The following is a 10686-nucleotide window of genomic DNA, read 5'->3' as shown; positions in this document are numbered from 1 at the left end:
GTCGCCCGACCCGACGAGAAGCCCGACCCGCCCGCCGCACCCCGCCTCGAGTTCGGCGACAAGTCCCTCACCGTCACCTGGACCAACAAGACCTATACCGACCGCTCGCCGATCGAGACGGTCGACCTCGAGATCTCCCCGGCGCCGAAGGGCGGCGCCGTCCAGGTCACGGCGCTCTCGGGCACCCAGTACGTGTGGAACGGGCTCGAGAACGGCACCGCGTACAGCGTCCGGGTCCGGGCGAACAACCTCGCCCCCGACCCCTCGGACTGGGGCGAGTACTCGGGCGAGATGGTCCCGGCGGGCCTGCCGGACGTCCCGGAGACGCCGAGCGCGGTCCGCGCCGCGGACTCGCCGCTCAACGGCGGCTCGATCGACGTGTCGTGGAAGCCGCCGTTCGAGAACGGCGACGCGATCAAGGGCTACTCCCTGCAGCGGTACAAGAACGGCGCCCGCGACGGCGCCGCGCTCTCCCTCACGGCGACGAGCCACAAGGCGACGGGCCTCGACAACGAGTCGTCGTACACGTTCACGGTGACGGCCGAGAACAAGGCGGGCCGGACGGCGGAGAGCGCGGCGTCCGCGGCCGTGGTCCCCTACGGGCGCCCCGAGGCTCCGCCCCGGCCGAGCGTGCAGAACGTGGGCGGCGGCGGGCAGGACAGCGGCATCCCCCGCGTGTCCTGGGGCGCCGCCGACGCGAACGGCAGCCCGATCACGGGGTACACCGTCACCGCGTCGCCCGGGGGCGCGAAGAGGGACGTCGCCGGCACGTCCGTCGACTTCACGGGCCTCCCCGCCGGGAACTACACGTTCACCGTCACCGCGACGAACAAGGGCGGCACGTCCACGTCGAGCCCGGCGTCTGGGCAGATCAGCGCGTACGGCAAGCCCAGCGCGCCGGGCGTCAGCCCCAACAAGACCGGCGCCACGAGCGGCACGTTCACGGTGACGGCACCGTCGTCCAACGGCGGGAGCGGGGTCACCCGGTACAACTGGCAGCTCTCCGGCAGCCAGAACAGGTCGGGCTCCGGCCAGAGCGTGGACGTCGGTGGCGACTACGACCAGACCTACACGCTCATCGCCCAGGCGTGCAACGCCGCCGGGTGCGGCCCATGGAGTTCGGGCCAGACGATCCGCACCGACCCGCGGCCGGTCCCGCCGACCATCTGGGTGACACGCGGTCCGCAGCAGAACACGCAGCCCGGCTTCGGCAACTGCATCGGCCACATGTGCACGGTCTTCCGCGTCAACGCCAACGCGACCTTCCCGTCGGGGGACTACACCTTCCGGTGCTACGCCGACGGCCGCCAGGTCGGGAGCTACGCGTGGCCTCGACGCCTCAACGCGGGGAGCTACGTCGACCTCGGTTGCATCCTCGGCAACAGCGGCGGCACGCCCGCGACGGTGTGGGTCAGCATCGACCCGGCCCCGGGCGGCATCGTGGTCGAGCGCCGGTCCTGGCCGAACCTCTGACCCGGTCGTGAGGAGGCCGATCTGCCGTCGGCGAATGAGCCGACGGCAGATCGGCCTCCTCACGGGGCCACTGCGGGCGCAGGGTGGTCGCATGACCACGCACCTGACCGGCCGACACGCCGTCGGCGACCACCACCGGACCCCGCGCGCAGAGGCCGCCGCCTCGGCGGCCTCCTCGTTCGACGACCAGCTCACGACGCGCCTGCTCCACCAGCGCATCGTCGTCCTCGGCACGGCCGTGGACGACGCCGTCGCGAACCGCCTGTGCGCCCAGCTCCTCCTGCTCTCGGCGGAGGACCCGCGCGCGGACGTCGCGCTCTACGTCAACTCCCCCGGCGGCTCGGTGAGCGCCGGCCTCGCGATCTACGACACGATGCGGCTCATCCCCAACGACGTGTCGACGGTCGCGATGGGCTTCGCCGCGAGCATGGGCCAGTTCCTCCTGTGCGCGGGGACGCCGGGCAAGCGGTTCGCGCTGCCGCACGCGCGGATCATGATGCACCAGCCGTCGGCCGGGATCGGGGGCACCGCCGTCGACATCGCGATCCAGGCGGAGAACCTCGTCTACACCAAGGGGCTCATGCACCGGCTCCTCGCGGAGAGCACCGGGCAGTCCGTCGAGACCATCGCCGACGACTCCGACCGCGACCGCTGGTTCACCGCGCAGCAGGCGCTCGAGTACGGGATGGTCGACCGGATCGTCGAGAGCGTCGACGACGTCCGCCCCGCCCGCGCGGCCCGGAAGGTGGGTCTGTGATGGCGAGCTACACGATCCCGACCGTGGTCGAGCGCACGCCGCTGGGCGAGCGCGCGTTCGACGTCTTCTCCCGCCTGCTGTCGGAGCGCATCGTGTTCCTCGGCACGGAGATCGACGACGGCGTCGCGAACGTCGTCATGGCGCAGCTCCTGCACCTGGAGTCGGACGCCCCGGACCAGGAGATCGGGCTGTACATCAACTCCCCGGGCGGCTCCGCGACCGCGCTCATGGCGATCTACGACACGATGCAGTTCGTCCGCTGCGACGTCTCGACCATCTGCATGGGCCAGGCGGCCTCGGCTGCGGCCGTCCTGCTCGCGGCGGGGACGCCGGGCAAGCGGTTCGTGCTGGAGCACTCGCGCGTCCTGCTGCACCAGCCGTCGGGCGGCGGGGAGGGCACGATCTCGGACCTGTCGATCCAGGCGGAGGAGATCCTCCGGATCCGGTCCGAGACGGAGGAGGTGCTGGCGCGGCACACGGGCCAGACCGTCGAGCGCCTGCGCGCCGACACCGACCGCGACCTCGTGCTCACCGCGCGCCAGGCCGTGGAGTACGGCGTCGCGGACGCCGTCGTCACGTCGCGCAAGCTCGCCGCGGCGGCGTGACGCCCGACCGCGGGGGCGACCCCGTGCCACGTCAGCCGCGTCGTCAGCCGCGTCGTCGGAACCACGACCGGCGGCGCGGCTCGGGGGTCGTCTCCGCGGGCGACGGCTCGGGCACGGCCGATTCCGGCGCCGCGGGCGCGGCCGGCTCGTCCGCCGGTGGCTCCGAGACGGTGAGCGCGGGCGCCGTCGGCTCCGAGGCGGCAGGGTCTGCCGTGGGCGGCTCCGACGCCGTGGGCTCCGATGCCGCGGCCTCGGGCTCCGCCGCTGCGGCCTCGGGCTCTGCGGCCGGGGGCGCGGCGGCCTCGGGCGCGGCGGTCCGTCGGGACGACGCGGAGATGCCGGCGATCCGCCCGCGCTCGTCGAACCGCACGGTCACGGTGCCGTCGGGCACGTCCAGCACGACGGCGCCGGTCCCGTCCGCGACGGCCGGCAGGCCGCGCGCGCTCGCGTAGGACGCGACGGCGCGCCGGTGGTCGACGACCGTGACGGACAGCAGCCCCTCGCTCAGCGTCCGCACGACGCGCGGCACGCTCGGGGCGGGCAGGGCGAGGTCGGCGTCGTCCAGAAGGAACCATGCCCGCGTGCCGCCGCCGACGGGGGCGCTGTAGTGGGCGGACGAGCCGGTCACGGCCTTGGCCGCGAGCGCGAGCCGGTGAGCGAGGTCGTCGGCCAGCGGGAGCTCCGGCTCGGCGGCCTCGCGCAGCCCGGTCCGGCGCGTGCTCTCGGCGGCGGCGAGCACGGCGTCGGGGAAGCCGTTGACGTTCTGCCACGCCCACATCCACGTGCCCGGCCCGGGCGCGGCCGTGCCGAGGAACTGAAGGCGGCACGTCGCGGTCCCGCCGTCGGGCGCGGTGAAGGTGAAGACCCCGGTGGTCAGGTCGGCGGCCCAGGCGTCGTCGCCGTGGAGGTCCGTCAGGTGGAGCTGGTGCTCGTGGGAGAGGAACGCGGCGTCGTCGACGAGGTCCTGGAGGGCCGGGACGTCCTGGGCTGCCGTGCCGTGCGCGGTCTGCGGCTCCGTCATGGACCGACGGTAGCGGCGCGCACCGCGCCCGGCCCCCGCACGACACGCGGTGCGACGGGGACCGTCGCTCAGGCCGCGAGGAGCAGGACGTCGCCGGCGCGCGCGGTCGGACGTCGGAGCGTCTCGGCGACGGGGAGGTCCCGCACGGGCTCGCCCGCCGGGGCGACGTGCCGTGGCGCGGAGAGGGCACCGCGCTCTCGCGCGGAGGACAGCACGCGGACGGGCGCGAGCGGCCGCAGCTCCTCGCCCGTGCGGGCGACGAGATCGACGAGGCGCAGGCCGAGGGCGCCGCACACGGCGGCGAGGACCTCGGACGACGCCTCCTTGCGCCCGCGCTCCACCTCGGACAGGTAGGCGGTGAAGACGCGCGCGGCGGCCGCGACGTCGACGAGCGTGCGCCCCTGCGCGAGCCGCGCCCGCCGCAGGATCCCCCCGATGACGTGGCGCAGGAGGGGCTCCGCCCGTCCGCCCGCCCGGGAGCGGGGGCTCGGCGTCGCCCCGTCCGGCACCACGTCCGGCAGCGTGCCCGGCACCGCGCTCGTCGCGTCCATGCGTTCACGCTACCCGCGGCCCACCCGGGTGCCGAGGCACCCGGGTGGGTATCTGCTGCTGGCGTAAGGCCGGGCGCACGACGCGAGCCGGCCGCGCGCCCGGCCGGACGGGTCACCAGCGCTCGAGCGACCAGGCCATCTGCCAGAAGCGGATCTCGTGGCGGCAGCTCAGCTCGAACGCGCGCTCCATGCGCGCGCGCTCCGCCTCGCCCGCGTCCGCGGCGAGCGCGTCGAGGCGTGCGCGCAGGTCCGTGAGGACGTCCTCGGTGCGCTCGGCCGCGTAGAACTGCCACCAGCCCGCGAGCGGGTGGTCGTCGCCGAGGGCGCCGGGCGTCGTCTCGCGCTCGCCGAGCCAGAAGCGCCGCGCGGACCAGATGTAGGTCCACGGGCACGGGAGCAGCGCGGCGAGCAGCACGCCGAGCGAGTCGCGGCCGGCCGCCGTCATGTGGTCCACGTAGGCCTGCGCGCTCGGCGCGAGGCGGTGCGTCTGCGCCTCCTCGTACGTCACGCCGAGGAAGTCGCACATCGCGTGGTGCGCGTGCGACTCGTCGTCGAGGAGGAAGCCGGCCTTGTCGTGGAAGTAGGCCGCCCACGACCGGTCGGGCGCGAGGGCCATGCCGAGGCCGTAGCAGCGCAGGTAGGCCGTGAGGTACTGGTGGTCCTGGCCCACGTAGTGGCGGACCGCGGCGGGCTCGACGGAGCCGTCGCGCAGCCCGGCCAGGAAGGGGTGGTCGTAGAACGTCTCGAAGAGGTCCGCGTACCGGCGGGCGAGGTCGGCGGTGAAGCCGGTCTCCTCCTGCCGGACGAGCGCGGTCGGGTCGTCCGCGAGGACAGGGTTCAGGGTGATGGCAGCAGGCGTCGTCATGCCCACGTTCCTCCGCTCGTGCTAGCGAGATCAGGTTCGACGGGTCCGGGCGGCCGTACCGCTCGTCTCAGTCCCTCGGCCCGGGCCGTGGCCCGGGCGGGACGCCCCGCGTGGTTCGCGCCGACCCTAGCAAGGACGGCGCCGGTGCGGGAGCCCTCGCCACGGTGTGGGAATATAGTTGTAGCGACAACAAGTTGGAGCAGACATGACCACGAGCACGCCGGGCGCGCCGACCGACCGCCTCCTGTCCCCGTCCACGAGCATGGACGCCGTCACGCTGCGCGTGGGCGACCTCGAGCTCATGACCTCGTACTACACAGGCGCGTTCGCCCTCGCCCCGCTCGAGGAGCGGTCGCGCGGCGCGGAGGTGCACCGTGTGCTGGGCCGCGGCCGCACACCCATGCTGCGCCTCGTGCACACGCCCGGGCTCCCGCCCGTCGACCCGCGCCAGGCCGGCCTGTTCCACACGGCCTTCCTGTTCGACGACGGCCCGAGCCTCGCCGCGACCGTCTACCGCGCCGCGCAGGACCGCCGCGGCACGTTCGTCGGGTCGAGCGACCACCTCGTCAGCGAGGCGTTCTACTTCACCGACCCCGAGGGCAACGGCGTCGAGCTCTACACCGACCGCCCCCGCGAGACCTGGGTGCGCGAGCACGGCCAGATCCTCATGACGACGACGTTCCTCGACCCGAACGCCTACCTGCGCACGCACCTCGACCAGGAGACGTTCGACGCCGGCCCCTCGCTCGCGGGCCGCGTCGGCCACGTGCACCTCCAGGTGGGCGACGTCGCGACCGCCCACGCCTTCTACGTCGACGCCGTCGGCTTCGAGGCGACGCTCACCGGGTACAGCGGGGCGCTCTTCGCGTCCGCGGGCGGTTACCACCACCACGTCGCGATGAACGTGTGGAACAGCGCGGGCGCCGGGCCCCGCGCTGCGAGCCTCGGGCTCGGCGACGTCGCCGTCACGGTGCCGGGCCGCGAGGACCTCGACGCGCTCGTCGCCCGCCTCCGTGCCCGCGGGCTGGAGCACGCGGACGACGGCCGCTCCGTCGTCGTGCACGACCCGTGGGGCACGCGCGTGACGCTGTCCGTCCCCGGCACCACGACCGAGGAGCTGCTCGCGCGCTGAGGCGCGGCGCCCCGGGCACGGGGCGCGCGCCCGGGGCACGAGGCGCACGATGGGAGGACCCGCCGAGCGCACCGAGGAGCGACCGTGTTCCGCAGCCTCTTCCCCGTCCTCACCGTGGCCGACCTCGACCGGTCCCTCGGCTTCTACCGCGACCTGCTGCGCGGGACGGTCGAGTACGCGTTCCCCGACGACGGCCCACCCGTCTACGTGAGCGTGCGCGTGGGCGGGTCGCCGCTCGGGCTCGGGCAGGGCGACCCGCCTCCGGCGGACACCCGCGTCGTGCTGTGGGTGTACGTCGACGACTGCGACCGCGCCGTCGAGCACCTCGCGGCCGCGGGCGTGCCCGTCCTGGAGCCGCCCGCGGACCAGCCGTGGGGCGAGCGCGTCGCGCGCGTGCAGGACCCGGACGGCACCGTCGTGATCCTCGGCCAGGAGGCCGCTCCCCCGGCCGAGCCGGAGGGGCCGACGGGGCTGTCCTAGCCCGGGGAGCCCTGGCGCCTCGGAGCCGACCGCCCGTCGGCATGGTGCCCCCACCGGGACTCGAACCCGGAACACGCCGGGTTTAAGCCGGCCGCCTCTGCCAGTTGGGCCATGGGGGCGCGGGCCGAATCTACCGCGCGCGCGGGGCTCCCCGGGCCCGTCGCCACGACGGCCGCCCGCTCGGACCCGGACGCGACGAGGGGCGAGCCGCACGCGCGGCTCGCCCCTCGTCGTCGGGCACGACGGCCGGGCCGGGGGCCCGGCCGCGGCCTCAGGAGGCCTTCGCCGCCGGCGTCCGGTCGTCGGCGTCGACGGTGCCCGCACCGGACTCCGCCGCGGCCGCCGAGCCCTGCGCGGTCTGCTTGATCGGGTCGCCGTCCTTCTTGGGCGGGACGGACGCGGCGCGGAACTCCGCGCGCGGGTCGTGCAGCGAGCCGAGCGACACGAGCTCGCGGCCCATGAGGAACTGGCCGATCCAGCCGATGAAGATGCGGATCTTGCGGTTCCCCGTCGGCATCGCCATGACGTGGTAGCTGCGGTGCATGAGCCACGCGAGCGTCCCGCGGAGCTTGAACACGCCGAACAGCTCCGCGACGCCCTTGTACAGGCCGAGCGACGCGACCGTACCGACGCTCTTGTGGCGGTACTCGACCGGCGGCTCGCTGTGCAGCTCGAGCGCGAGGTTGTCGGCGAGGCGCGTGGCCTCACGGATGGCGTGCTGCGCGTTCGGCGGGCAGAACTTGCCCGGGTTCAGCACGTCCGGGACGGCGGCGCAGTCGCCCGCGGCCCACGCGTTCGGCACGACGTTGCCGTCGGCGTCCGCGACCTGGAGCGTCGGCAGCACGGTGATGCGGCCCAGCTTGTCGACCGGGAGGTCGGACGACTCCTTGAGGACCGGGTTCGCCTTGACGCCCGCGGTCCACACGATCGTGTCGGAGTCGAACTCGACCCCGGTCGAGGTGACGACGTGGCCGTCCACGCACGACGACAGGAACGTGCTGAGGTGGAACTCGATGCCGCGCTTCTTCAGCTCGTCGAGCGCGTACTGCGCCATGGGCTCGCTGAGCTCGGGCAGGATGCGGCCCGCGCCCTCGATCATGACGAAGCGGAGGTCCTTCTCCTCGATCGTCGCGTAGTTGCGCGTCGCGTAGCGGGCCATGTCCTCGATCTCGGCCAGCGCCTCGATGCCCGCGAACCCGCCGCCGACGAACGTGAACGTGAGCATGCGGCGACGCAGCTTCTCGTCCCACGTGGACGACGCGACGTCCATCCGGTTGAGCACGTGGTTGCGGACCGCGATGGCCTCCTCCACGTTCTTGAAGCCGATCGCGTTCTCCGCCAGGCCCGGGATGGGCAGCGTGCGCGACACCGAGCCGAGGCCGACGATCAGGTGGTCGTACGTGACCGAGTAGTCGTCGCCCTCCTCCGGGTGGATCGTCACGCGGCGGTCCGTGTGGTCGATCGAGACGACCTTGCCCTGGAGCACGTCGACGCCCTTGAGCGCACGGCGGTGCGGCGCGACGACGTCGCGGCCGTCGATCGAGCCCGCGGCCGCCTCGGGGAGGAACGGCGCGTACGTCATGTACGGGCGCGGGTCGACGACGACGATCGCCGCCTCGCGGCGACCGAGCTTCTTGCGCAGCCGGCGGGCGGCGTACAGACCCACGGAGCCGCCGCCGAGGACGACGACGCGGGGCACCTTGCGGGGCCGCGGCGAAGCGGTCTGGGCACGGCTGACCGAGGTCAGGTCATTCTGAGGCATGGTTCCAGAGTATTACCGGTTGCGGCACAGGCGAGCCGGAGCGTCCGCCTGACGGGCGTGACGCGCCCCACGCCCCGCGGACGGACGGGCACAGAGGCGGGCACACGCGGGCACAGGCGACATTCCGCAGGGCCCGGGGCCGGGGTGGTGCGCCGCCGTCCGCGGTCGGCGCACCACCCCGGGCCTGCCGGTCAGCCGATCGCGCCGACGACGGGCGTCGGGCCGGTCGGTGCGGGCGGCACCCCGCCCGTCGGCGGCGTCGCGGGGGCCTCCTGCGACGGCGCCGGGTCGCCCTCGGCCGGCTCGTCGGCCGGCGCGCCGCTGGTCCCGCCCGTGCCCGACGACGTCTCCCCCGTCCCCACGCTCGACGGCACCGCGGTCGGTGCCTGGAGGAACGGCCACGGCATGTCGCGCGTGCGCGTCCCCGTCGCCGGGACGGGGCGGCCGTCGCCCTCGGGGTACTCGACGTCCTCCTCGGCGACCGCGCGCAGCGGGTAGACGTTCCACCGCTCGCGCCCGTCCGTCGAGACGGCGGGCTGGAAGTACCACGCGCCCTCGACGTCGGGCACCGCCCACGCCCCGGAGGCACCCTCCTCGGTGACCGTGCGGACCTGGCGGCCGCGGTCGTCGAAGACCTGGACGTCGCGGAGCGGCTCGCCCGCCGCGTCGTACACGAAGAGGTTGGACACCTGCGCGCCGTCGACCCACACGCCCGCCGTGCCCGGGGAGTCCCCGCTCCCGAACGACACGCTGCTCACGAGGCCGCTGCTCGCGTCGCTGCGGCCCTGCTCGTAGCCGCGGTCCCACGCGTACGGGCTCGACGCGCTCGCCGAGGCGGCGACGAGGACGGCGGGCACGGCCGCGACGGCCGCGGCGACCGACAGCGGACGGCCGACCTTCCGCAGCCCGCGGGTGGGCAGCCACCGGCCCCGGCCCCACTGCACGCTCACGACGACCGCGATCAGCACGACGACGCGCGCGGACAGGTCCGGCGGGAGCACGGCCACCTGGTACCCCGCGACCAGGGCGAGCGGGAGCGTCGCCACGACCCAGCCGCGCAGGATCCACCACGCGGGCGTGAGGGCGCGCAGGAACTCGGCCGTCGAGGCCCACTGCGGCGACGAGGTGACGGGCTGCCACCCCGCGCGCCAGTCCGCCGCGAGCATCGCGCCGAGCCCGGCCAGCCGACGGCGCAGCCCGGGGCGTGGGCCGCGCGCGGCGCCCGGGGCGACGGGAGGCAGGCCGGCCGCGGTGCGCAGCTCGGCGGCGTACTCGGCGGGCGGACCGAAGAACGCGACGAGGTCGAGGCCCGTGTCGTCGAGCGCCTCCGCGCCGTCCGTGCCGTCTGTGCCGTCTGTGCCGGCCGGAGCGCCGTCGGACGACGCCGGAGCGGGGGCGCGACGCGGGAGCGCGCCGGGCGCGTCGACGACCGCCTCGGCGAGGTCGGCCTCCAGCCCGTCGGCGAGCTCCTCGACCTGGTCGGGGCGCAGGTCGGCGAGGTGCGCGCGCACCTCCTGGGCGTAGGCGTGGACGTGCCCGTAGAAGGCCCGTCCGACGGGCGCGCCGGCGGGCGGCTGCGCGGGGGTCGTCGTGCTCATCAGGCGGCCACCTCTCCGGTCCGCAGCAGCGCGGACACGGTGCCCGCGAACGTCTGCCACTCCTTGCGGTGCAGGTCGAGCATGGCCCGGCCCTGCGGGTTGATCCCGTAGTACTTGCGGTGCGGCCCGGCGTCGGACGGCACGACGTAGGTGGACAGCGCCCCGCCGGCGTACAGGCGCCGCAGCGTCCCGTACACGGACGCGTCCCCCACGTCCTCGAGCCCCGCCGCGCGCAGGCGCCGCACGACGTCGTACCCGTACCCGTCCTCGGCCTCGACCGCGGCGAGCACCGCCGCGTCGAGCACCCCCTTGAGCAGCTGCGTGGTGTCCATCCGTCCCTCCGTCGGGCGTGGCCCCGGTCCGTCCCGGTGCTCGGCCACCGGGATCACGGGATGCACACTACCGCGCGATGCGCAGTACCGTGCACACGACACGCCCCTCG

11 protein-coding genes, 1 tRNA gene and 1 riboswitch are annotated in these 10686 nt (G+C 74.9%); of the genes, 5 read left to right on the top strand and 7 right to left on the bottom strand.

What is annotated here, in order from left to right:
- The 3 genes from BXA05_RS17270 to BXA05_RS17260 form a co-directional block, all read left to right on the top strand.
- On the top strand, window positions 1–1473 hold a 1473-nt coding region (locus BXA05_RS17270; RefSeq protein ID WP_143311194.1), incomplete at its 5' end, for a fibronectin type III domain-containing protein.
- A 91-nt stretch (window positions 1474–1564) separates the two neighbouring features.
- Complete coding sequence (locus tag BXA05_RS17265; RefSeq protein ID WP_076406328.1) at window positions 1565–2230, top strand: ClpP family protease; 666 nt, start codon at window positions 1565–1567, stop codon at window positions 2228–2230.
- A complete protein-coding gene (locus BXA05_RS17260; RefSeq protein ID WP_009866251.1) occupies window positions 2230–2835 on the top strand; it encodes a ClpP family protease in 606 nt (201 codons plus the stop codon). Before BXA05_RS17265 ends, BXA05_RS17260 begins: the two co-directional genes overlap by 1 nt.
- Before the next feature lie 43 nt (window positions 2836–2878).
- Here BXA05_RS17260 and BXA05_RS17255 read toward each other — a convergent pair whose 3' ends face one another.
- From BXA05_RS17255 to BXA05_RS17245, 3 genes are all read right to left on the bottom strand, one after another.
- On the bottom strand, window positions 2879–3856 hold the full coding sequence (locus BXA05_RS17255) for a DUF6882 domain-containing protein (protein WP_076406326.1): 978 nt from the start codon (window positions 3854–3856) through the stop codon (window positions 2879–2881).
- Window positions 3857–3924: 68 nt separating this feature from the next.
- Complete coding sequence (locus BXA05_RS20735; protein WP_076406324.1) at window positions 3925–4407, bottom strand: helix-turn-helix domain-containing protein; 483 nt, start codon at window positions 4405–4407, stop codon at window positions 3925–3927.
- Window positions 4408–4519: 112 nt separating this feature from the next.
- The gene (locus tag BXA05_RS17245; protein WP_021483086.1) at window positions 4520–5272 is read right to left on the bottom strand and encodes a TenA family protein; all 753 of its coding nucleotides are present in this window, start codon (window positions 5270–5272) and stop codon (window positions 4520–4522) included.
- Window positions 5263–5391, bottom strand: a riboswitch (TPP riboswitch). It overlaps the preceding gene by 10 nt.
- Before the next feature lie 86 nt (window positions 5392–5477).
- Here BXA05_RS17245 and BXA05_RS17240 point away from each other — a divergent pair.
- Together BXA05_RS17240 and BXA05_RS17235 are read left to right on the top strand one after the other, a co-directional pair.
- Window positions 5478–6404 carry a VOC family protein gene (locus BXA05_RS17240; RefSeq protein ID WP_061268676.1) on the top strand — a complete coding sequence of 309 codons (927 nt, stop codon included), beginning with the start codon at window positions 5478–5480 and terminating at the stop codon, window positions 6402–6404.
- Window positions 6405–6488: 84 nt separating this feature from the next.
- Window positions 6489–6884 (top strand): VOC family protein, encoded by a 396-nt coding sequence (locus BXA05_RS17235; protein ID WP_076406322.1) that lies wholly within the window; start codon window positions 6489–6491, stop codon window positions 6882–6884.
- A gap of 42 nt (window positions 6885–6926) precedes the next feature.
- Here the strand turns inward: BXA05_RS17235 and BXA05_RS17230 are convergent.
- From BXA05_RS17230 to BXA05_RS17215, 4 genes are all read right to left on the bottom strand, one after another.
- Window positions 6927–7003, bottom strand: a tRNA-Leu gene (locus BXA05_RS17230).
- A gap of 152 nt (window positions 7004–7155) precedes the next feature.
- Window positions 7156–8646, bottom strand: coding sequence for an NAD(P)/FAD-dependent oxidoreductase (locus BXA05_RS17225; RefSeq protein ID WP_076406320.1), 1491 nt, complete (start codon window positions 8644–8646; stop codon window positions 7156–7158).
- 191 nt (window positions 8647–8837) lie between these two features.
- Window positions 8838–10244 carry a hypothetical protein gene (locus BXA05_RS17220; protein ID WP_076406318.1) on the bottom strand — a complete coding sequence of 469 codons (1407 nt, stop codon included), beginning with the start codon at window positions 10242–10244 and terminating at the stop codon, window positions 8838–8840.
- On the bottom strand, window positions 10244–10576 hold the full coding sequence (locus BXA05_RS17215; protein WP_076406316.1) for a PadR family transcriptional regulator: 333 nt from the start codon (window positions 10574–10576) through the stop codon (window positions 10244–10246). Before BXA05_RS17215 ends, BXA05_RS17220 begins: the two co-directional genes overlap by 1 nt.
- Window positions 10577–10686: the final 110 nt, after the last annotated feature.

This window comes from Cellulosimicrobium funkei, assembly GCF_900155925.1.
GTDB classification, from domain to species: Bacteria; Actinomycetota; Actinomycetes; order Actinomycetales; family Cellulomonadaceae; genus Cellulosimicrobium; species Cellulosimicrobium funkei.
Note: the sequence above shows the minus strand (reverse complement) of the source record. Positions and strands in the feature narration are given on the sequence as shown.

Excerpts from the sequence above, each read along its gene's own strand:
- BXA05_RS17215 (WP_076406316.1), bottom strand. The coding sequence starts at position 10,576 with ATGGACACCACGCAGCTGCTCAAGGGGGTGCTCGACGCGGCGGTGCTC.
- BXA05_RS17240 (WP_061268676.1), top strand. The coding sequence starts at position 5,478 with ATGACCACGAGCACGCCGGGCGCGCCGACCGACCGCCTCCTGTCCCCG.
- BXA05_RS17225 (WP_076406320.1), bottom strand. The coding sequence starts at position 8,646 with ATGCCTCAGAATGACCTGACCTCGGTCAGCCGTGCCCAGACCGCTTCG.
- BXA05_RS17255 (WP_076406326.1), bottom strand. The coding sequence starts at position 3,856 with ATGACGGAGCCGCAGACCGCGCACGGCACGGCAGCCCAGGACGTCCCG.
- BXA05_RS17260 (WP_009866251.1), top strand. The coding sequence starts at position 2,230 with ATGGCGAGCTACACGATCCCGACCGTGGTCGAGCGCACGCCGCTGGGC.
- BXA05_RS17265 (WP_076406328.1), top strand. The coding sequence starts at position 1,565 with ATGACCACGCACCTGACCGGCCGACACGCCGTCGGCGACCACCACCGG.
- BXA05_RS17245 (WP_021483086.1), bottom strand. The coding sequence starts at position 5,272 with ATGACGACGCCTGCTGCCATCACCCTGAACCCTGTCCTCGCGGACGAC.
- BXA05_RS20735 (WP_076406324.1), bottom strand. The coding sequence starts at position 4,407 with ATGGACGCGACGAGCGCGGTGCCGGGCACGCTGCCGGACGTGGTGCCG.
- BXA05_RS17220 (WP_076406318.1), bottom strand. The coding sequence starts at position 10,244 with ATGAGCACGACGACCCCCGCGCAGCCGCCCGCCGGCGCGCCCGTCGGA.